Source organism: Paenibacillus timonensis (genome assembly GCF_022427145.1).
Classification (GTDB): domain Bacteria; phylum Bacillota; class Bacilli; order Paenibacillales; family Paenibacillaceae; genus Fontibacillus; species Fontibacillus timonensis.
The window spans coordinates 14,797-37,170 of sequence record NZ_JAKSXN010000027.1; the positions used below are offsets into that span (position 1 = coordinate 14,797).

Here is a 22,374-nt window from a genome sequence, read left to right on the forward strand (position 1 = left end):
TGTTATGTTTACACCCAAATATTCAATAACGGACACCATAGCCCGCAGACTAATGGATATACAACGTGCCAGTGTTGTGGTGGATTTGCTTCCATTGCCCGCTTCTATTCTGGACTTGCTTAAGAAAGAATCGATGGAAAAGACTGTCATCCTTTCAACGAAAATCGAAGGAAATACGCTTGATGAGGCGACAAAGCGAAAAGTCTTGTACCAAACCAGCAATGACAATGAAGAGCAGGAAGTTTATAACTTAATGAAAGCCTTAGAATACCTGGATGAAGCCGAAAAAAGGCAGCTTCCGGTCACAGAGGAATTGATTAAAAAGCTGCATGCCATTATCCGAATATCCCACGGACGAAGACCGCGTGTTAGCGAGTATCGCGAAGAACAAAATCAAGTTGGCAACCGCAATGCTTCTGGTTTTTATTTACCGCCAGAATGGCAAGATGTTCCGGTATTAATGGAGGATTTGGTTGCTTGGGTGAACTCGCCAGAAACCTATTCGGTTCCGGTTCCGATCAAGGCTGGGATATTCATGTGGCAGTTTCTAACGATCCATCCGTATTTGGACGGGAATGGACGAACAGCCCGGATGATTACGACCTATCTTTTACGCCGCGGTGGTCATGGACTGAAGGGTTTATTCGTATTAGAGAATTTCTACGCCCGCAACTTAGCTGAGTATTATCGTCGACTCCAGTTGGGTCTCCATCACAATTATTATTTTGGACGGAACGAGGCTAACTTAACGCCCTGGCTGGAATTCTTTATTGATGGTTTGGCGGAGGTTTTTCAAGAAGCCGCTGCCATTGTAACAGAGAAATCCGCCCAAATGACCAAAATCGAACCGGATCTGATTCGTAAGTTAGATCCCCAGCAAAGAATGGTGTTCGCTCAATTGACCTTCAAACAAGACACCTTGACGACAAGTGAAATGAGGGACCTACTGCGCTTGTCGGATCGTTCCATAAGGGAAAAGGTTAGTCATTGGAGAGAAGAAGGTTTCATCGAGCCGCGCGATCAAGACGCCAAAAGAGTTCGATCGGTCAAATTATCCGCAGAATACGAGAAGCTAGCTCAAGACATTCGGAATGCCCCGGATAAGTTCGCTCATTTTCTAAAATGAATGCAGCACTGCGATCTCAGTTAAGATTCCGCAGTGCTTTTTTAGTGCTAGAACATACATTTTCTGACAATGTATTGTCGTTGCGATTTGTCATAATGGTGGAAAGACAAACGGGAGTGGGTACAGTGTATCAACCGATCTATGTGGCCGTTTCAGGTACGCAGCATTATTACGGGGCTGATTTTCTAAAGCCGAGTCAGATCGTTCACTTGATCAAAGACCCGGATAATCCGCATGATCATGAAGCGATAAAGGTGGATATGACCCCAATAGGAAAAATCGGCTATGTCGCTAACAGTACCTACACCGTACCCAAAGGATGCCGCGGTGCCGGCCGGATTTATGATACGTTCGAACATCATGTTTGCGGCAGGTGCGATTTGTTGTGAAGGATACAGCTATTGTTGAACTACACCGGGTATAGAGAAAATGTACATAGTCAAAATGACGGAGGATGTTTCGTTTTCTGCTTGTCTAGGCAGGAGGAACTAGGTAAAACGTAGAATACCAGTTCTGATAAGGGTTTACATTCTATATTCTACGATAGGAGTTATACAACATAAAGCTCACCCAGATTGAACGAGGGAGTTCCTTAATCACCCTCAAGTTGTCGGAAAGTCAGCCAATCGGCTGCCAAGAAGGGAAGGAGTTCGTCATGGCAAGATTGTATCCTCAGAAAGTTTTCGGAAGAATGAGAAGAATCAGGGATAGTGTTGGGGGATTTGTTAAAGATGTAAATGGGAAATGTTATCTGGTTCGAGATGAAACCAAGATTAAATTTGATAATACAGAAAAATTAATAGCAACGGTCTTTATGACGAATCCGGGTTCCTACGGTTTTGATAGGATGGATAGTTGGGGCGGTTTCGTTAAAGGAATAGGCGAAGAGACTGAGCTGAAAGGGTGGGGATATCCAGATCCCACTATGCGAAACGTCATCTGGGCGATTCAATCGGCGTATGATCGCAGCGGGTACAGTAAACCAGAAGGGTATGTAAGGATAATAAATGCTTCCAATATCGTTTGTCCTAAGGGGGAAGATGCCGAACATTACCATCATGAGGTCAAGAACTTCATTGAAGGTAATGAAAGGGACTTTCTCTCGGAGCCATTTGAAGATAGCTGTGTAGAAGAATCTCCGATCGTAATGATAGGCTTCCTAAAGGATAAATTCGAGAAAGAAGTTCGATCATTGGAAGCTCGCTTGAAGCCATTTAATGAAAAAATAGTGTGTGCTAAAATTCAAGACTGGCCAGTTCATCCGGTTAACTGGGTCCGAAGACCTCACTTGGGTGAGGAGATCATCAATAAGCTCGTTATCCAATTAAATAAACAGTCAAATTAGAAGCAGTGAATCTGCGATATCAGAGAAAACTTCATAAGAAGGATTTGTTGGCGCTACCTATTATGGGGAAAAGAGGGGAACGACATGATCGATAAAGTCATTCGCATTTTTAATATCATTAATGCAATTCAAGCGAACCCTGGAATCTCGGCAAAAGATCTTGCTTTCAAATGCGATGTGAACATTCGGACGATTTACAGGGATATGGATATTCTCGAACTGATTGCCCCGGTTTCCAGAGAGGGCAGGGGAACCGGATACCGGTTTATGGGTAAGTTCTTCCTGTATCCTCTTAACTTTACTGAACAGGAAGCGCTCGTGTTTTCACTGCTCCCTTCCATGCTGGATAAGGACAAGCTTCCTCCAGGCTTCGATACGGCATATGATAAGGTCATGGGCACTCATCTAAAGGAGAAATCGCGCCAAAACAGTATCATTGAGGATATCGTCGGTGTCATTCAAATGGGTACACCTGCGTACCGTCAAGAAAGCCCCAACTTTTTGCAGCCTATCATACAAGCCATCTTGGAGCATAAAACAATCGACGTCGTCTACCATACGCAATACCGAAATGAAACGACGGAGCGTAAAATCGATCCTTATTATCTGGTCCCACGCGATCAGCGATTTTATTTGATCGGGTATTGCCACTTAGCGCAGGACATTCGGACCTTTCGGATCAGCCGTTTTCAGCAGGTGGAGCTTACCGGGCAGCTGTTTGACAAAGGCGATTTCAATATCAAAAAATACTTGAAAAACACGTGGTCCATAGATCGTGGGGAAAAGAACGTCACGTTCAAAGTTCGATTCGATGCTGAAGTCGCCCGTTATATTAGGGAAGAAGAACTTTTCGTACACCCGCGAATGAAGGACCAGAAGGACGGCAGCCTTATTTTTGAAGTCACGGTCAATAATGAAAAAGAGTTTTTGAGATGGATCCTTCAGTATGGTCCGTCGGCGGAAATTCTGGAACCCAAAGCCGTCCGGGAATCGTTAAAACAGCAGTTGTCGCAGTGGATCATGATGTATCAATAGAAGTAACCTATAGAGCAGCCTCGCTTCGCTAAGAAGCGGGGTTTCTTTTTGCGAACATCTATTCGCTGACAAATAGGTGCCCAAGGGAAAGTTTAAGATAGCAGGTACAAAGGATGACTTGATTTGTGAAATCGATTCGGAGAATGGGGATGCAAGATGAATCAGCCTGTCTTGTTTAACCATTCATGGAGTAAGCCGTTTTCGCCGACTGGGGGAGCGGAGAAGATTTATCTCCTCATTGAAGCACATGCGGTTGGAAGGATGAATGACGCCAAAGACCACGCTCCGATCAATCTATCTCTGGTATTGGACCGCAGCGGGTCCATGTCGGGAGAGCCGCTGATGTACAGCAAAAAAGCGTGCCGGTTTGTCGCTGAACAGAGGAATGTCCATGATTTACTCAGTCTGGTTGCATTTGATGTTCAGGTTGAGGTCAGAACCGTTTTACCGCCTGCAAAAGTGACGCACAAGGATCTGATCAGTCAGCGCATCGATCCCATTGAAGCTGGTGGAACAACGAATCTCAGCGGAGGCTTGATCGAAGGAGCGCAGCATGTCCGGAAGAATAAGGCCGATGGATTGGTGAACCGTGTTGTTGTCCGACGGTCAGGCCAACGAAGGGATCACGGATCGCGAGAAGCTGTTTGCCATTGCAAAGGAATACCGTTCTTCCGGTGTTGAGATCAGTGCTATGGGCGTAGGCGAGGGTTTCGATGAAGAATTGATGGAAGGTATTGCGGAGCATGGCCCCTAAGCCAGGTGATCCAGGTCCGGTTGGACTATCGGAGTGTCGAAAAATGGGGATCTTGGTCTGAATTTTGAAGGAGAATCGTTTAATTTGAAGAATAAGTAAGTAAGTGTTAAATCAATCTCAAATCAAAGCTTGCGTTCATTGGCAGGGATCTGACAAAGAACGCATATATAATGGCTATACTGTGACATGGGGGCGAAATGCCGTGAAGAAGTATTTGCTCTGTGAATCCCTATGCCATATACGCGGGTCGCAGTCATGGAAGGAGATCGTAAAGAGGCGATCAGCGGTCGAGTAAGGATTTTTAGAACCACCTTCAAGATTGTCTGTTAATCCGGTTACTGAGAGCCATACATTATTAAATTGATTCAATTCCTCACATAATAGATTAGTAGATTAAAAGGAGAATCATTGTAATAGTAATAATGAAAGGTGAGAAAAATGGATACAAATAAAGAAATTATAGAAAAAAAAGACGAAAAAATTGCCCAGCTCGAAAGACTATTAGTAGAATTAAAGGAAGCACAAATGCAGAGTGCGGCAACTATCGCGGTAGGTCATAACGCAAGATCTTTATCTCCACCGAAAGGAATATTTAAGTTTTTCTTAAAAGCTGCTGGAGTGAAGATTATTTTGGCCATCCTTGTTTTCTTAGTCATTACTTCAGGAGGAATTTGGCTATTTGCGGGCAGTACCTTCAAACAAGAGTCTGTCACGTTTGTTGAACATGTTCAAGAGCTTGCCACATTGGCAACAGCTGAAGCTCATATGAAAGCGGTTATACACGAAGAGGATAATATGATGTTCGGTAAAGACATCTCTATTGATCTGCCAGGAACAAAGCGAGAACTACTATTAGTTGTACCTGCGACGGTTATTGCTGGTGTTGATTTGAAAGGAATCACTTCTGAGGACATGGTTATTAATGAAGAAACAAAAGAAATAAATATTACCCTTCCTCATGCAAAGCTTATCCAGGAGCCGTCCTTACAGATGGATAAAATACTAGCCGTAGACAATGGTGGGATTTTCCGTGCCGATATTAAAATGGATGAGGGGTTTAAGAAGGCCGCTGAGGCACAAGAGCAAATTCGTCAAGAAGCCATCTCTGTCGGTTTACTAGATACTGCAGAGAAGAATGCAGAAAAAGTGTTAAAGGAATTCTTTAAGAATATTGGTTATTCGGTAAATGTCACTTTTAATTAACGGGACGGCCTGCCCATTCTGCTTGGGACAGGATATTCTGCTACTTGCGCTGATATTGTCCACTGGCTCAGGATACGCTCTGTCAACGAGTTTACAAGATCAAAATGACGACGGATTTCCGTAAATACACTGCTCCGGCACGCGGGTCGCAGTTCCACCACTTCAACCTGGTTATATTGTCGTACAGTTGTATGAAACTGGCATGTGATCGATTAAATCAGCAGTCCATGAAACAAGCTGCATAATCATTAAGGAGGATCAAGACCTTGCATGTAGTTGAGACGTGGAATCGAATTATCGAGCGTGCTAATAGCCAACCTTTTGAGATTCACACCGTCCCACAAAACAAAAGGGCACCCTTGTGGTTTCGAGTCAGTACGGATGGAACTGCACTTATCATCAGTCAAGCAAAGGATAACGTACCAAGTTCCACTCTGAAAATGCCCAGGACGATTACGTTTAAAGAATTTGAGAGGATATTTCCCTATTATCACTTACGGCTTAATGGGAATTCTGTAAGTCAAGAAGTCATGAGAAAATCGGTAAATTCAGTTTACATTTACGGATTAATTGCAGATGCTTTAACGAACCTCGCTTAATTAAAAAGCGAGGTATTTTCTATTATAGAACGTACATTCGCTGACAACCTGCTGCCTATACGAAACTTTACAATGTGGAATATGGATAAGACAATTACCTTCCATTTATGGGCAATGGAAGGATACAGGGCATGTTTTACAGAATGTAGGTATATTGGATCATTCACAGGGAGGCTTGAACATGGATCTAATCGATCGATTATACCAGAAAATCAACGAGGCTCCATTGTCTCCGAAAGTGTTGCTGGCCAGATCCTATGCACAGGGACACCAGTTGCTTGAGCAGATATGCAAGCGTTATGGAGCTGTCTTTAACGTAGAAGTGCAGACTCTTCGCGGAATCGTGACCGCACATACAAAGTCCGAGCTGTTTCGCAGAAAGATTCGTCTGCTTGATGAGGGGCAGGCCCTTTGGGTTGTCCGTGAGTTGATGAAGCAGCTGGCTCTAGAGAATCCGATGAGTTATATCAACGAGTCCATGCTGAAGCCGGGTATTGTCAATCAAGTGAATCGTGTGATATCCGATATGCGATTGGCCGGTCTTCGTTCGGATGAAGTGAAGGCGGAGTGTTTCACGAATCTGCATAAAGGCGAATATTTAAAAAGATTGCTCGCACTCTACGAGAAATATTTGCAGGAAAATGGACGGACGGATGCTGCCGGATTGGCTGACTACTTGAAGCCAGTAGGGGACGAAACCGTCTATCTGGTACTTGCGCCAACCGGCTGGACGTTGGTGGAGCGGAACATGATCCACAAGCTGTCGGGGGAGCGTCTCTGCATTCTGGATTCGGATGCTCCATTCTATAGAAACGAAGCGTTCTCAAAGAATCCATTCACGATGTTCCGCGCGACTGGAAGCTTAGCGGAGGTCAAAGAGGGATTTCGAAGAATCCTATCGGACCCTGCGGCTCTTGATCGGATGGAAATCATGTTGTCTGATTATGAGCATTATGCGCCCATGATTCACTCGCATGCCGAAGCAGTGGGCGTCGAATGTACGCTCTCGAACGGACTGCCACTTGTATTTTGTGATGCTGGGAAAGCGGCTTTAGGTATACTGGATTGGATTGCCGAAGGCTTCCCGGTAAAGAGGCTTGCAGAAATGCTGCGGCATGGCTATATTTCGTTCTCAGATGAGCGCTGGACTCGCACTGATTGGGTTCGCTTGCTGGAGAAGTCCGGTATTGGTTGGGGAAGAGAACGGTATCTTGCTATCCTTCGTCCAGAACGACTTGGTGAGGAAGAGTGGGAGCAAGGCACTGCTTTATTGACTTACGTGAAGGATTGGTTCGATCGGCTGCCCGAAGGAAATGAATGGAACCCACTTATCTTGTTAGATTGGGTGACGGATTTTGTTCAGAAGCATGTGCCGGCACGGTCACTGGATGATGCTCATGTAGGAGCAGCGTTGAAGGAGCTGACGAAGCGCTACTCAGCAAGTTCATGTGAACCCATGCCGATGGATTTGGCTGTCCAATACGTGAAAGAGATGTTAGCCGCGATTCGCATTCGCGCCGCGGCAACACCGAAACCGGGTGCGATTCACATTAGCTCCCTGCAGAACGGCGGGTGGAGCGGGAGAGATCGGACTTGGATCTTGGGTATGGACGAGAGAACCTGGAGTATATCTGCGGTCCAAGACCCTCTTCTCCTGGACCAAGAACGGATTACGCTGTCTGAGCACCTGGAGCTTGCCAAGGAACGCGCGAAGAATGTCAGGAGCGAACGGGAGTCCCGGCTGTCTCAAATTCGAGGAGAGATCTGGTTAAGCTACTCCTCTTATGATATAGGGGAGCAGAAGAGCCAAGGTCCCGCTTTTGAAATGCTTCAGGTTCTGCGGCTGCAGACAGGGGATTCGTCATTGGATTATGGAGCATTGGAACACTCATTAGGTGAACCCTACCGTGTGATGGATATCATGCATACGACCGGTGAATCTGCTCCGGTTGACGGAATCGATGCATGGGCGGGGCTGCTCCAGGAAGCGAATGGCAAATCCAAGGACGGATGGCAGGCTATGATGCAAACATACCCTGCTCTTGCAGCCGGGTATCAAGCCCTGGCTTTCCGGTTAGATGAGCGATTATCAGCCTATGACGGCTGGCTGGAGATCGACTCTTCCACAATCTCTCGTGACTTAGATGACGTTCCGCGCAGCGATGCCATTAGTGTGAGTCAATTAGAGAAGTATGCGAGCTGCGGGCTGCAATACTATTTCTATTATGTCTTAAAGCTTCGTCCGAAGGAGGTCTCGGAATTCGACCGGACCCGCTGGCTGCAAGCAAGCGAGCGAGGCTCCTTGCTGCACGATATTTTCAGACGGTATCTGGAGGATGTTACGGACAAAGGAACGAAACCGGCTCAGCATGACAAAGGCCGACTGGTTGAGATCGTGGAAGCCGTAATCCGGGAGAATGCGCTATCCATCCCTGCCCCTAATCCGCATGTATTCAACAAGGAATGTGAGGAAATCCGGCGGGATGCGGAAGTCTTTTATCTCCATGAAGTCGGCAGAACGGATCAGCCCTGCTTCTTCGAATTAGAGCTCGCGGCGCAGGATGGAGAGCCTATGGAGATTCAGTTGCCCGGCGGCAAACAGTTTAAGCTGAAGGGCTTCGTGGACCGGGTCGACCGGATCGGACCTCACGAGTACCGCATTATCGACTATAAAACAGGCAGCACCAGCAAGTACAAGGCTGCAGCCTATTTTAGCGGCGGAACACAGCTGCAGCATGCGATTTATTCCATTGCAGTAGAGCAGTGGCTTCGCGAAACAGGCAGGGATCCAAAAGCCAGGGTGACGGAGGCGGAATATTATTTCCCAACAGAACGTGGACGAGGGGAGAAGGCAACACGGCTTCAGAACCGGAGAGAAGACCTTGCTTCTGTTGTTTCCAAGCTGTTGGATTCGCGGAATCGAGGGGTCTACATTCCGGCTAAGGATTCGATGGTCTGCAGGTGGTGTGATTACCAAGCCGTTTGCGGATCTCATGCGGATGGGATGGCAGGCAAACGTGAATCGTCTATCAATGCGGATATTCTAAGTACGCTGCTGGAGGTAGAGAGACATGACTGAATCGTACCGCCTTACGGCACCGGCAGACCAAGCTGACCGTGACCGGATCCTTACAGATTTAGATACGACTTTACTCGTGGAGGCGGGGGCGGGTTCGGGAAAAACGACCAGCCTGGTTGGCAGGCTGCTGGCCTTGATCGAGTCCGGTGTGGACATTGGCCAAATTGCCGCCATTACGTTCACTAACAAAGCGGCAGACGAGATGAAGGAACGCTTCCGCCTGGCGCTGGAGAAAGCCTATCGAAGATCATCGGGGGGGTCTTTCGTCCGTGAGCGGCTGTCCGAGGCGCTGGGGAATCTGGATCTGATCTTCATTGGAACCATCCATTCGTTCTGTGGAGCGTTATTGCGCGAGCGTCCCATTGAGGCAGGGCTGGACCCTTCTTTTGAAGAAATGGACGAAGAAAGCGATAAAGAGTTTCGCGCAAGCTGCTGGGATGAATACATGGCTGAGCTGGATGGGGAAGCGCGGCTGCAACTCGAAGAATTAGTGTCGCTGCGGGTGGATGTGAACACCCTTCGGGACGTATTTGACCGTGTGTCTTTGTTTACGGATGTTGAACTGCCTTGCGAGGAGCGGGAGCGGCCCAATTTCGATCGGATTCGAGATACGCTGCTTCCTTTGCTCGAAGCTGCAGCGCCCTATATTCCGACGGTGGAGCCTGAGAAAGGCTGGGATCCGGTTCAGAAGCTGGTTCGGCAGACGCGTCAGAAGCTGCGCTACATCGACTTGTCGGATGATATGCGAATGCTTGAGATCGCCAAAGAGTTTGACCGCAAGCTCGACGTGACGCTGAATCGATGGACCTCCAAAGAACATGCCGGCGAGATGAAGAAGCTTTTTCCCGATTGGCAGATCAACGTACTTGTTCCATTCCTTCAGGCATGGCGGGAGTATCTATATCCGAAGCTGATCCGCTTCGTGCGGCCTGTACTGGATGACTACAAGAGACGCCGATACGCTGCGGGAAAACTGAATTTCCAGGACTTACTCATGGAAGCTGCCAAGCTTGTACGTGAACATAACGAAGTCAGAGCCTATTTCGCCGAACGATACCAAAGGCTGCTTGTCGATGAATTTCAGGATACGGATCCGATTCAAGCGGAGCTGATGTTTCTGCTCACGGGGAGCGCGGAGGGCGGGGGATTCGAGAAAAACTGGCGGCGGCTAACACCTCGGCCGGGTGCGTTGTTCGTGGTCGGGGATCCAAAGCAGTCGATTTACCGATTCCGCAGGGCGGATATTTCGATCTATAACGAAGTCAAGGCGCGCATCCAGGAGTGCGGCGCAGTTTGTCGTCTGACCGCTAATTTCCGTTCGGTACACTCCATCGGCGATTTCATTAATGGTCAGTTTGTCGGTAAATTTCCGTCTTCGGAAACGGAGGTCCAGGCTGCGTTCGTGAAGATGGAGACACGTGTGGACGATCCCAAAGGTGCTCGTAAAACGCCGCATGGCATATACGTTCTTCCTTATCCCAAAATGCCGGGAGGCAAAGCTGCTGTCGCGCAGGCGGATGCCGAGCAAGTTGCGGCCTATATTTCTTGGGCTTGCAAAAACGGCAATTTACAAATCGCAGATCGGGATGGGGGAAGCCGGGACGCGGTTCCGAGCGATTTTCTGATTCTTACGAAAACGAGGGAGTTCATCCACTTGTACGCAGAACAGTTGGATTCGTTCGGCGTACCGGCTGATACCTCAGGCAGTACGACGGTCTATGAGGAACTGCTGGCCTTATACCAGCTGGCTCGTTATTTAGAGGATTCCGCTGATAAACCGGCTTTGCTCGCGGTTATGCGCGGCATGCTGTTTGGCCTGAGCGATCGGCAGTTATGGGCTTATAAGCAGGAAGGATATTCATTTTCGTTATTTGACTTGCCGGCCTCGGAAGAATGCAGTGAAGGGGCCAAGGCAGTGGTTACGGTTCTTGGAAGGCTTCAAAAATATAAGGGGTGGGTACGCACATTAAGCGCTGCCGCCGCTTTCAGTCATATCGTGGATGATCTCGGTGTTCTGCCCTACGTGTCGACGCTGCCGGCAGGCTCTGTTCGCGCGGGGACGCTGGTGAGAATGCTGCAGCTGTTGCATGGAGATCCTGCGGCGAGTTCCAGCTGGTCGGAATTGTGCCGATTGATCGAGCACATGCTCGCGGATCGCGGAATGGAGACATCGAGCCTGTACGCCGGCGGCAATCAAGCTGTCCGGATTATGAACCTGCATAAAGCCAAAGGATTGGAAGCACCCGTCGTGTTCTTGGCCTGTCCCTGCGGAGAGTCGGATCATGATGCGACGCAGTATATCGATCGTTCCGCCGATCCGGCTGCAGGTTACTTTACGATAAGTAAATCGATCGGAGAGTTCAAAACGGAATTGATCGCTCAACCCATAGGATGGAGTGAGATGAACGAACGCGAGCGTGCTTTCTCCAATGCAGAGAAAGATCGTTTGCTCTATGTCGCGGCTACACGGCCGAAGCAGATACTCGTCATCAGCCTGTATCCCGATCAACCGGCGAAGTGCCCTTGGACACCGCTCGTAGTTGGGATGGATCTCGCACGTGAACTGGATGTGCCGGCGATGAAGCCGGAGACGAAGGCGGAGCTGGCCGAGGGGCCGGATTTGCAAGGCGTTTCGGACGCTCGAAAGCTGAGGGTTGAGGCCATAAGTGAGCCAACCTACGCGGTCTTATCCGTTACCAGCCAGACGAAAGCATCCGGCGACACACCGGAATGGTCCGCGGAGGGCAAAGGCATGGCATTCGGGAGCGTCGTACACCGTACCTTAGAGCTGCTAGGCAAGGGGTTACCGGAGTCGGAGCTTGAGGACACGATACGCTTCTTAGCGGATGATGAAGGCATGGCGGAGGATTTCATAAGCGAAGCCGCTCGAGTTGTACGAAACGTAACAGCCAGCGAGCTCTGGCAACGCAGCCTGCGCGCTCGCCGCCGCTTATTCGAAGTGCCGCTGATGATTCGCAAGAATGCCGATGAAGTCGGAGGGCTAAGCAATGTCGGGGATGCAGGATCAGAGGTTGCGGCCGCATCGGAAGGTACAGGTTCCATTCAGCATGCCTATGTTCGCGGGGTCATAGACTTCCTCTTCGAGGAAGAAGATGGTTGGGTCATTGTTGATTTCAAGACGGACAGCTTAACAGAAGAGAAGCTGCAGTCGTTCATTGACTTCTACCGGCCGCAGGTTCAGGCTTATGCGTCAGAATGGGAGCAGACTTTTGGTTATCAGGTGAAAGAAGCGGGGTTGTATTTTGTTCAGTTGGGAAAATGGCTTTCGTGATGAAGTAACGTAGTATTTGGGTATTTGGAATTAGTTTAACAGGAATTTTAGGAAGTGGTGTCGAATATGAAAATAACTATGTCTCGGTAAAACTAGAGGTGCATAATGGAAATTCTGAATAACATCGACCGTCTACTCGGCGATGACCTTAAACAATCGATCCGAAAAGGTTCGCGGCTATCGATCGCAGCATCTTGCTTTTCGATCTACGCCTATGAAGCATTAATGAAAGAGCTGAATCAGGTGGAAGAAGTGCGGTTTATCTTCACTTCACCTACCTTTATCGCGGATAGCTTTAAGAAAGAGAAGCGAGAGTTTTACATTCCGAAGTTGAACCGGGAGAAGAGCCTGTATGGTTCTGAGTTTGAAATCCGGCTAAAAAATGAAATGAACCTCAAAGCGATTGCAAAAGAATGCAGCGATTGGATTCGTAAGAAAGTTACTTTCAAGTCGAATCGCACTTCAGGTGCACTGCAAGGAATGTTGAATTTGCAGACATCTGACGATGCCATCACATACATGCCAATCGATGGCTTTACGACGGTCGATTTTGGATATGAGAAAGGCAACGCTCTATCTAAGATGGTGAACAAATTCAATGAGGTTCCGTTTACTAAAATGTATTTCGATTTGTTCAATCAAGTGTGGAATGACAAAAGCAAACTCGAAGATGTGACAAATCAGGTGGCCGAGCACATTTCATCCGTTTATAAAGAAAACTCGCCTGAGTTCATCTATTACGTCATTTTGTATAATATCTTCAATGAGTTCTTGTCAGATATTACGGAAGACATACTGCCGAATGAAGCAACTGGATTCAAAGATACAGAAATCTGGAAGCGGCTTTATCACTTTCAGAAAGATGCTGTGCTCGGTGCCATTAACAAGCTTGAGAAATACAACGGCTGTATCCTTGCAGATAGTGTCGGCCTCGGTAAAACATTCACTGCCCTTGGCATTATCAAGTATTACGAGCTTCGCAACAAGTCGGTCTTGCTGCTATGCCCGAAGAAGCTTGGTGATAACTGGCTCACGTACAAACAAAACGTGACCAACAACATCTTGTACGCCGACCGTCTGCGATACGATGTACTCTATCATACGGACATTTCTCGTGATAGAGGAAAGTCCAATGACATTCCACTCGACAGATTGAACTGGGGCAACTATGACCTGCTCGTCATCGACGAATCGCACAACTTCCGCAATAATGAAGCGAAGAAGGACAAAGAGACCCGGTATCAGAAGTTGATGCGGAAAGTTCTCAAGAGCGGTGTTAAGACGAAAGTACTGATGTTGTCGGCAACTCCAGTGAATAACAAATTCATGGATCTTCGTAATCAGCTTGCTCTGGCGTATGAGGGAAATCCCGAGGAGATCAACAACAAGTTAGGCACGGAGCGGGGTATCAACGACATCTTCAAACGAGCCCAGTCTGCCTTCAATCAGTGGTCTAAGCTGGATGCCGCTGAACGGACGACGGAGACGCTGCTGGGTATGCTTGACTTTGATTTCTTCGAGCTGTTGGACAGTCTGACCATCGCTCGCTCCCGCAAGCACATTCAGAAGTATTACAAAGCTGAGGAGATCGGCGAATTTCCTAAGCGATTGCCGCCTTTATCCAAGTTCTGCAACCTGACAGGAAGAACAGATGTCATCGGCTATAATGATATTTTTATGGAGTTGTCCAGAATCAACCTCGGCATTTATGCTCCGTTCAAGTACATTCAACCGAGTCGCTTGCGACTGTATGAAGAAATGTACGATACGAGTGTAAAAGGCGGAAGCGGGAGCTTCAAGCAATTGGACCGAGAAGGTAGCTTACAGCTCCTGATGCGGATCAATTTGCTCAAGCGGTTAGAGAGCTCGGTGGAATCTTTCAGGTTGACGCTGTCCAAGATGATATCCAAGCTCGGTCAGACATTGGACAGAATTGAGGCATATGAGCGAAGTGGAAAGTCAGATGCGGTAGGATACACAGAAATTGAAGATGCCAGTCTCGATGATGACGATTGGTTGGACGATGACTTTACAATCGGGGACACCATCAAGATCAGTCTGTCCGATATGGACGTGCTTCGATGGAAAGAAGATTTGATGAGCGATCACCAAATTCTATCTGCTCTTCACGAAGAGATGCAGAAAGTATCGCCCGAGCATGACGAGAAGCTGAATGCCTTGAAACAGGTCATCGATGATAAAATCAGACAACCAATCAATCCGGGCAATCGTAAAGTGATCATCTTTAGTGCATTTACGGACACCGCGGCGTATTTGTACAACCATCTATCTGCATATATGAAGTCGAAATACAACATCGATACTGCCAAAATTGTTGGCAGCGATGAGAACAAGAATACCGCCGGACTTCGGAATGATATCAGTACATTGCTTACCTGCTTCTCGCCGCGATCCAAGGAGAAGAAGCTGACCATGCCAGATGTGGATGGAGAAATCGATTTGCTCATTGCGTCTGATTGCATCTCCGAGGGGCAAAACTTGCAGGATTGCGATTTTCTCATCAATTATGATATTCACTGGAATCCGGTACGAATCATCCAGCGGTTTGGACGAGTTGATCGAATCGGCTCCCAAAACAAATCCATTCAGCTCGTGAACTTCTGGCCTAACATGACGCTGGATGAATATATTCAATTGAAAGAACGGGTCGAGAATCGCATGGTCATTATGGATATGACAGCAACTGGCGACGACAATGTGCTGTTTAATCAATCCAGCGATCTGGAATACCGAAAGCAGCAGCTTAATCGCTTGCAGAAGGAAGTTGTCGATCTGGATGACATGAATACCGGAGTATCTATAACGGATTTAGGTCTCAATGACTTCCGCATGGATTTGGTGAACTACGTCAAAGAGAATGGCGAACTGGATACCGTTCCTAGCGGACTACATGCTGTTGTTTCTGCTGATGAAGATAATGGAGTACAGCCCGGCGTCATATTCGTTCTTCGCAATGTAAATGAAGAACTGAACCCGGACAAGCAGAATCGCTTGCATCCTTTCTACCTGGTCTACCTGAGTGACGATGGTGAAGTCGTCACCAATCATATGGATGTCAAGAAGACACTCGATGTTCTGCGTGCCCTGTGCAGAGGACAATCTGAACCTGTCTTGGAGGCGTGTCGCAGCTTCAATCAAGCGACGAAAGACGGCAGGAAGATGGATGCTTACTCCATGCTGTTGGAGGAAGCGATCCGCTCTATTGTACAGGTGAAGGAAGAAGGCGATCTGGATAGCTTGTTCAGTTCGGGCGGCACAACGGCTTTAATCGATTCCGTCAAAGGTCTTGAAGATTTTGAACTCATTACCTTTGTTGTCATCCGGCAGGTGAGTGCATGATGTTCCAGCTACCATCAAGCACACTTGTGAATCGCAAAATACCGAAAAGTAAGTTCTATGAGAAGCTTCACGCCAATCAACATCTAAAGGAACTGTTTACCGAGCAAGTCGAGTCGATCATCTGGAAGCACAAACTATCCAAAGAGACGATCCGACTTGAACCGCAAGATGACATACAAGAAGTTCAGGTGTTTGAGGTTCACTTGAAAGAGCGAACCTACTCACTTGATTTGTTGCGGAGCATCGACAAGGCGATTCCTTATCCTATACTGCACGTCATTATATACGAAGATCAGGCAAAGCTCGCAATCGCCTACAAGGAGCGGAATCAGACCGATGACAACCGCTCCGTTGTACGTTCCTATCACGAATCGGAATGGCAGCCTGTAGAAGAATTGAAGCTGGACATCATTCAAGGACTTGATTTAAAGGCCGTATACGAGAACATCATCCGTCAACTGCTGCCGATGAACTCGAAGCCGGAAATGGAACTTACAGCCGTTCTGGAGCGACAGGCAAGCATAGATAAGCTGACGCTAGAATGCCAGCGGCTGGAGTCGAAGATTCGCGGAGAAAAGCAGTTTAATCGAAAAGTCGAGTTAAATATAGAACTGCAACAGAAACGAAAAGAATTGAATCAGCTTCTCAACTAAGTAACTGGAGGTCAATCTTTCATGAACAAACTGACGATGAAATCAGTCGATCTGACTCAGGTCAATATCGACAAAATTGCGGAACTATTTCCTAATGTAATCACCGAGGCAAGGGATGAACAAGGAAAGATCAAGCGTGCGGTTGACTTTGATTTATTGAAGCAAGAACTATCCGATATTCTCGTTGAAGGAGAGAAAGAGCGATATCAGTTGACTTGGCCGGGTAAAAAGGAAGCTATCCTTCAGGCCAATGCTACAATTGATAAAACACTACGACCAGTTAAAGAAGACAGTGTAAACTGGGAGAATACGCAGAATCTTTACATCGAAGGTGACAACCTAGAAGTACTGAAGTTACTTCAAGAATCTTACTTAAATAAAGTCAAGATGATTTACATTGATCCACCGTATAATACCGGTAATGATTTTATTTATAAAGATGATTTCAAAGAGTCTTCTGAAGAATACTTGGAAGAATCGGGACAAGCAGACAGCTCTGGGAACCGCCTAGTTCCAAACCCATCCACTAACGGAAGATTTCATAGTGATTGGTTGACAATGATTTATTCAAGACTAAAAGTTGCTAGGAATTTATTAAGGGAAGATGGATTGATTTTCCTAAGTATTGATGAAAATGAAGTAGATAATCTCAGGAAGGTTTGCAACGAGGTTTTTGGTCGGGAAAATTATATTACGTCCATTGTATGGGAGAAAAGATTCACCCGTAGTAATAATGCTAAGATGTTTGCTTCTTTAACCGATTATATTCTATTGTACAGAAAGAGCCCTCAGGTTGCTGAAATAAAAGAGCAAAGAAATGAAAAGTCAGATTCCATCTATAGTAATCCGGATAATGATCCACGGGGTGTCTGGACAAGTGTTTCCTATGTCAATCCAGCAACTAAGGAACAAAGACCGAATTTGGTGTATTCAATAACAAATCCGATTAATGGCAGTGTTGTTGTGCATCCAACAAATGCGTGGAAATATGAATATAGTACACATGAAAAGCACGTGAAAGAGAATCGCTTATACTGGGGGAAAAATGGGGAAAACACTTACCCACGTCTTAAAAAGTTTCTTTCTGAGCTTGACGGGGGCATTGTCCCAGTTAACCTCTGGTTCCATAAAGATGTTGGAACAACCGATGCCGCAAGTAAGCAACTCGAAGAATTGATGGGTAAGAAGTTATTTGATTTTCCTAAGCCAGCTTCTTTGATAAACAGGATGATAAGACTCGCAACTTCTGAAGACGACATTATACTCGATTTCTTTTCTGGCTCTGCAACTACCGCTCATGCTGTAATGCAACTTAATGCAGAGGATCAGGGAAATCGTAAATTTATTATGGTTCAATTACCCGAAGAAACAATCGAAACGTCCGAAGCCTATAAGACAGGATACAAAAACATTTGCGAAATCGGCAAAGAACGCATCCGTCGTGCTGCCAAAAAGATCAAAGAAGAAACCGGAGCAGACATTGATTACGGCTTCCGAGTATACCGAGTAGACTCCAGCAACATGAAAGATGTCTATTACACTCCGGAGAAGCTAGGCCAGATGAATCTAGATGACATGGCGTCGAACATCAAAGAAGACCGTACTGGGGAAGACTTGCTGATTCAAGTGATGCTGGAGTGTGGACTAGAGCTTTCATTGCCGATGGAATCCAAAGAAATCGAAGGCAAGACTGTCCACTACGTTGCAGGCAACTCCTTAATCGCTTGCTTTGATGAAGAGGTATCAGAGTCACTCATCCAGAAAATCGCTGAGGATCAACCGCTTCGTGTGGTATTCCGTGACAGCTCTTTCCGGGATGATTCTGCTCGCATCAATGTTGAAGAACTGTTCAAGCTACTCTCCCCAAGCACTGAAATTCAAGTGCTGTAAGGAAGGTGACCAGCGATGAAAATTAAATTCAAACATCAGAAGTTCCAGTTGGATGCAGTAAAGAGCATCGTTGACGTGTTTCAAGGACAGCCCAACGAATCCTCCCGTTTTACGCTGGATAAAGGACGGCGGCAAAAGAGTGTGGAAATGGGCGACCTCTTTCAACAAACAGCAAGCAGTGATTCGGAATTTGGATTCAAGAACAACCCCATCAAGCTTGTCGATCAGGAAGTTCTGAGCAACATTCAAGCGACGCAACGCCAGTATGGGTTGAAACTATCTGAGCGGCTTGAGGGCAAATATAATTTGACGGTTGAAATGGAAACCGGTACGGGTAAAACCTATACGTATATTCGGACGATGTTCGAGTTATACAAAAAGTACGGCTGGAGCAAATTCATTATCGTTGTTCCTTCGATCGCGATCCGTGAAGGCGTTCTGAAGACGTTTCAGATTACCGAAGACCATTTCATGACGGAGTATGGATCGAAGGCACGTTACTTCGTATATAATTCCAAGGACTTGCCTCATATCGATAGGTTCGCAAGTGACGCTGGCATTAACGTAATGATTATTAACGCTCAGGCCTTTAATGCGAGAGGCAAGGATGCAAGAAGAATCACAATGGAGCTGGATGACTTTCAATCTCGACGACCGATTGATGTAATCGCCAGCACCAATCCAATACTCATCATCGATGAGCCGCAATCGGTTGAAGGGCAGAAGACGAAAGAGGCATTGAAGGATTTCAAAGCGTTGTTTACGATGCGATATTCGGCAACGCATCGGGAAGACTACAACAAAGTCTATCGCCTCGATGCACTGGATGCCTACAACATGAAGCTGGTCAAGAAGATTAGCGTGAAAGGCATCTCGGTCAAAGGATCAAGCGGAACAAACAGCTATGTGTACCTTGAAGGTATAGATGTCAGTGATAAGCATGCTCCTGTAGCCCGGCTTGAGTATGAAAAGCGAACCAAAACCGTATTAACCAAAGTATCCAAGAAGATCGTCACAGGCGATGACCTCTATCAATTATCCGAGAATTTGGAGCAGTATAAAGGTTACAAGGTATCCGAGATCAACGGCCAGAATAACAGTATCAGCTTTATTAACGGAGTCACGCTGTTCGCCGGAGACGTGCAAGGTGATGTCAGCGAGCTGCATTTCCGGCGAATCCAGATTCGGGAGACGCTGAAATCACACTTCGAGAAGGAGCGGGTGCTGTTTCATAAAGGAATTAAAGTGCTCTCACTCTTCTTCATCGACGAAGTTGCTAAGTATCGACAATACGATCAAGACGGCAACGAACGGAACGGCGATTATGCAGATATATTTGAAGAAGAATACATGGAACTCCTGAACGAACAACTGTCCTTGTTCGCAAACGACCCATATGTTCAATATTTGAATAACATTCGAGTAAAGGCTACGCATAAAGGGTACTTCTCCATTGACAAAAAGAGCAATCGGTTCATTGATTCTAAAGTGTCTGCCAGAGAAACCGATTCCGATGATGCGGATGCATATGATCTGATTATGCGGCAGAAGGAGCAACTTCTCAGCTTTGAGGAGCCAACGCGTTTTATTTTCTCTCACTCGGCGTTGAAGGAAGGCTGGGACAACCCGAACGTATTCCAGATTTGCACGCTCAAGCACAGCGATTCCACAATCAAGAAGCGGCAGGAAGTTGGGCGTGGATTGCGACTCTGCGTGAACAAGTATGGCGAACGGATCGATTCCACTATTCCGGGTATTGATGTTCATGAGATTAATGCATTGACCGTTGTCGCAAGCGAATCCTATGAGCAGTTTGCAAAGCAGCTCCAGGGAGAGATTGCCGCGACATTGTCGGATCGCCCACGCAAGGCGGATAATAGCTTCTTCTTGGATAAAGTCCTCGTGAACGCCCGCGGCGAACAATTAAAGATCGAGGAGCGACTCGCAACCAAGTTGCAAAATGCGTTTATTCGTAATGGCTATACAGACGATGACTACAATCTGACGGATGTTTACTTTACAGCCGTAGAAGAACAATCCATCAAACTGCCTGACGAACTAAATGCACATCAAGAGCAGCTTATTGAGTTGGTTAAAACGATCTACGTTGAAGGCAAGTCGGATATGATGAACGATGACCGGAAGAATACAGTTCCGAATATCACGGTGAACAGCAATTTCCATAAAAAAGAATTCAAAGAGTTGTGGAGCCGGATCAATAAGAGATCGGTTTACACTGTTCAGTTCGACTCGGAAGAATTAGTGCGGAAGAGCATCATGGCGATTGATATGAGCTTGGACGTTCCTTCCATTCGTTATTCCATCAAGCATGGGGAAATGAATGAGATCGAATCTCGTGAACAATTAAAGCAGGGAGAAGCGTTCAAAATTCGAGAGACGGACGCAGATTATGTTCATCAAGCTGCGGTTTCGAAGATCAAATACGACTTGATCGGCAAGCTGATGGATGAAACAAAGCTTACCAGAAAAACAATTGTAGCTATTATGAAAGGCATCAAGCAAGCGAAGTTCATGCTGTTCCAGAAGAATCCTGAGGAGTTTATACTTCGAGCGTCCAGACTGATTAATGAGCAGAAGGCGACGACAATCATTGAATCTATCACGTATGATGTGATCAATGATACGTTCGATACAGATGTGTTTACGAAGAACACGCTGAAAGGACAGCTTGGTCAAAACGCGATAGCTGTTGAGAAGCACATCTATGACTATGTGGTGACGGATTCCAAGATTGAGCGGGCTTTTGCTAAAGAGCTGGATACGAGCAAGGAAGTACACATTTACGCTAAGCTGCCGCGGGGCTTCTACATCCCAACTCCAGTCGGCGACTACAATCCCGATTGGGCGATTGTATTCAAAGAAGGTGACGTCAAGCATATTTACTTTATTGCTGAGACAAAAGGTTCTTTGGACTCCATGGAACTGCGTGAAGTGGAGAAGGCCAAGATTGAATGTGCACGAAGGCATTTTGCTAAGCTGAATTCAGATCAATTGAAGTACGATGTGGTTAATAGCTACGAGAGGTTAATGGAAATTGTGAAAGGATAATACAATTTTGATATAATCATTTTACCTGTTGATGGTTCTATTTATTCATAGTAATGGACGGTGAAGCTGTTGGCCAGTGCTGAAGAATTAGTAAAGCAATTGAATGATATCCTTGAAGGTAAAGATGAAGAAAAAGTGGCGAATTTTTTAACTTGGGCTGTAAAGAAAGCAGGGCTTGGATTTGGAGAAGATACTGAGAAGTTTGGTTTTCCAATATTCAGGAAGGGAATATATTGGGCTGAATATGGAGAGAATATTGGCAGCGAGGAGAATAAACACAGGCCGGTTGCTTTCCTCTGGACTTCACGTGAATCGCCAATTGCAATTGTTGTTCCGTTGACAACTCAGAGACTGGCCGACGATTATTTTTTTCATGTAGACTTGGAACACTTTAATAACACTGCTCTAGTTGAACAAATTCGAACAATAAGTTTGAGACGCATTACTGGCCCATTACGTAGAAAAGGTCGAGTTGCATCTTTAAGTGATAAGGACGTATCCAAGATCGATGAAGCTGTGAAAAAACTTTTAACAACAAGAACAAGTGTCTCTTGACAAGCTGAAACCACTTTGTCATAATAGGGTTACATTGAACCCGTGATTTATCACGTTGAAGAATTTGATCCCAAAAGGGCAGTCCTTGTGACTGCTCTTTTGTCATATTTTTTTATTGCTTGCATATAATAAAAACACATTGATCCCGCAGTTTATCTGCGTGCTAAAATGATCAAGGAGCCCAAGTTGTTAGGGCTCCTGTTTCATGTTGGTAAAGGTTTTAGTTTACCCTATCAATAGATACGGTGAACCGTATCATAAATAGTGGTTCAGCAGACAGAGAATTGAGTTTTAAGGTTGCGGCTTCGATGCTGAACCTGCCAGTTGGAGCCTAAACACTCGAGGGGCGGAACCCCCTCTTTTTTTGTCTGTCTATGTTGTACGTAGTTTTTCTAGATTTATCAGACACAATTA

Annotated in this window: 13 protein-coding genes and 1 pseudogene; all 14 read left to right on the top strand. The window is 46.3% G+C overall.

Features of this window, described 5'->3' with window-relative positions; all coding sequences use genetic code 11:
- Nucleotides 1-4 precede the first annotated feature (4 nt).
- Nucleotides 5-1,126, top strand: a complete 1,122-nt coding sequence (locus tag MJ257_RS12245; protein WP_240269508.1) for a Fic family protein — start codon at nt 5-7, stop codon at nt 1,124-1,126.
- Nucleotides 1,127-1,251: 125 nt separating this feature from the next.
- Nucleotides 1,252-1,515 (top strand): HIRAN domain-containing protein, encoded by a 264-nt coding sequence (locus MJ257_RS12250; protein ID WP_240269509.1) that lies wholly within the window; start codon nt 1,252-1,254, stop codon nt 1,513-1,515.
- A 266-nt stretch (nt 1,516-1,781) separates the two neighbouring features.
- Nucleotides 1,782-2,471, top strand: a complete 690-nt coding sequence (locus MJ257_RS12255) for a hypothetical protein (protein ID WP_240269510.1) — start codon at nt 1,782-1,784, stop codon at nt 2,469-2,471.
- Between the two features lie 84 nt (nt 2,472-2,555).
- Nucleotides 2,556-3,506, top strand: a complete 951-nt coding sequence (locus MJ257_RS12260) for a helix-turn-helix transcriptional regulator (RefSeq protein WP_240269512.1) — start codon at nt 2,556-2,558, stop codon at nt 3,504-3,506.
- Between the two features lie 156 nt (nt 3,507-3,662).
- A complete protein-coding gene (locus MJ257_RS12265; RefSeq protein ID WP_240269514.1) occupies nt 3,663-4,187 on the top strand; it encodes a vWA domain-containing protein in 525 nt (174 codons plus the stop codon).
- 511 nt (nt 4,188-4,698) lie between these two features.
- Complete coding sequence (locus tag MJ257_RS12270) at nt 4,699-5,463, top strand: DUF4230 domain-containing protein (RefSeq protein ID WP_240269516.1); 765 nt, start codon at nt 4,699-4,701, stop codon at nt 5,461-5,463.
- A gap of 56 nt (nt 5,464-5,519) precedes the next feature.
- Nucleotides 5,520-5,708: pseudogene (locus MJ257_RS12275) on the top strand (IS5/IS1182 family transposase); the annotation flags it as partial.
- Nucleotides 5,709-6,243: 535 nt separating this feature from the next.
- Nucleotides 6,244-9,141 (top strand): PD-(D/E)XK nuclease family protein, encoded by a 2,898-nt coding sequence (locus MJ257_RS12280; RefSeq protein WP_240269517.1) that lies wholly within the window; start codon nt 6,244-6,246, stop codon nt 9,139-9,141.
- Nucleotides 9,134-12,433: a UvrD-helicase domain-containing protein gene (locus tag MJ257_RS12285; protein ID WP_240269518.1), complete on the top strand. Its 3,300-nt coding sequence runs from the start codon at nt 9,134-9,136 to the stop codon at nt 12,431-12,433. Before MJ257_RS12280 ends, MJ257_RS12285 begins: the two co-directional genes overlap by 8 nt.
- Before the next feature lie 105 nt (nt 12,434-12,538).
- Nucleotides 12,539-15,793: a helicase-related protein gene (locus MJ257_RS12290; protein WP_240269520.1), complete on the top strand. Its 3,255-nt coding sequence runs from the start codon at nt 12,539-12,541 to the stop codon at nt 15,791-15,793.
- Nucleotides 15,793-16,446: a DUF4391 domain-containing protein gene (locus MJ257_RS12295; RefSeq protein ID WP_240269521.1), complete on the top strand. Its 654-nt coding sequence runs from the start codon at nt 15,793-15,795 to the stop codon at nt 16,444-16,446. The genes MJ257_RS12290 and MJ257_RS12295 overlap by 1 nt, the downstream gene beginning before the upstream one ends.
- 21 nt (nt 16,447-16,467) lie before the next feature.
- Nucleotides 16,468-18,336 (top strand): site-specific DNA-methyltransferase, encoded by a 1,869-nt coding sequence (locus tag MJ257_RS12300; RefSeq protein ID WP_240269523.1) that lies wholly within the window; start codon nt 16,468-16,470, stop codon nt 18,334-18,336.
- Between the two features lie 15 nt (nt 18,337-18,351).
- Complete coding sequence (locus MJ257_RS12305; protein WP_240269524.1) at nt 18,352-21,405, top strand: type III restriction-modification system endonuclease; 3,054 nt, start codon at nt 18,352-18,354, stop codon at nt 21,403-21,405.
- Nucleotides 21,406-21,474: 69 nt separating this feature from the next.
- A complete protein-coding gene (locus tag MJ257_RS12310; protein ID WP_240269525.1) occupies nt 21,475-21,960 on the top strand; it encodes a type II toxin-antitoxin system PemK/MazF family toxin in 486 nt (161 codons plus the stop codon).
- The last annotated feature ends 414 nt before the right edge of the window (nt 21,961-22,374 follow it).

Excerpts from the sequence above, each read along its gene's own strand:
- MJ257_RS12245 (WP_240269508.1), top strand. The coding sequence starts at position 5 with ATGTTTACACCCAAATATTCAATAACGGACACCATAGCCCGCAGACTA.
- MJ257_RS12255 (WP_240269510.1), top strand. The coding sequence starts at position 1,782 with ATGGCAAGATTGTATCCTCAGAAAGTTTTCGGAAGAATGAGAAGAATC.
- MJ257_RS12260 (WP_240269512.1), top strand. The coding sequence starts at position 2,556 with ATGATCGATAAAGTCATTCGCATTTTTAATATCATTAATGCAATTCAA.
- MJ257_RS12265 (WP_240269514.1), top strand. The coding sequence starts at position 3,663 with ATGAATCAGCCTGTCTTGTTTAACCATTCATGGAGTAAGCCGTTTTCG.
- MJ257_RS12270 (WP_240269516.1), top strand. The coding sequence starts at position 4,699 with ATGGATACAAATAAAGAAATTATAGAAAAAAAAGACGAAAAAATTGCC.
- MJ257_RS12280 (WP_240269517.1), top strand. The coding sequence starts at position 6,244 with ATGGATCTAATCGATCGATTATACCAGAAAATCAACGAGGCTCCATTG.
- MJ257_RS12285 (WP_240269518.1), top strand. The coding sequence starts at position 9,134 with ATGACTGAATCGTACCGCCTTACGGCACCGGCAGACCAAGCTGACCGT.
- MJ257_RS12290 (WP_240269520.1), top strand. The coding sequence starts at position 12,539 with ATGGAAATTCTGAATAACATCGACCGTCTACTCGGCGATGACCTTAAA.
- MJ257_RS12295 (WP_240269521.1), top strand. The coding sequence starts at position 15,793 with ATGTTCCAGCTACCATCAAGCACACTTGTGAATCGCAAAATACCGAAA.
- MJ257_RS12300 (WP_240269523.1), top strand. The coding sequence starts at position 16,468 with ATGAACAAACTGACGATGAAATCAGTCGATCTGACTCAGGTCAATATC.
- MJ257_RS12305 (WP_240269524.1), top strand. The coding sequence starts at position 18,352 with ATGAAAATTAAATTCAAACATCAGAAGTTCCAGTTGGATGCAGTAAAG.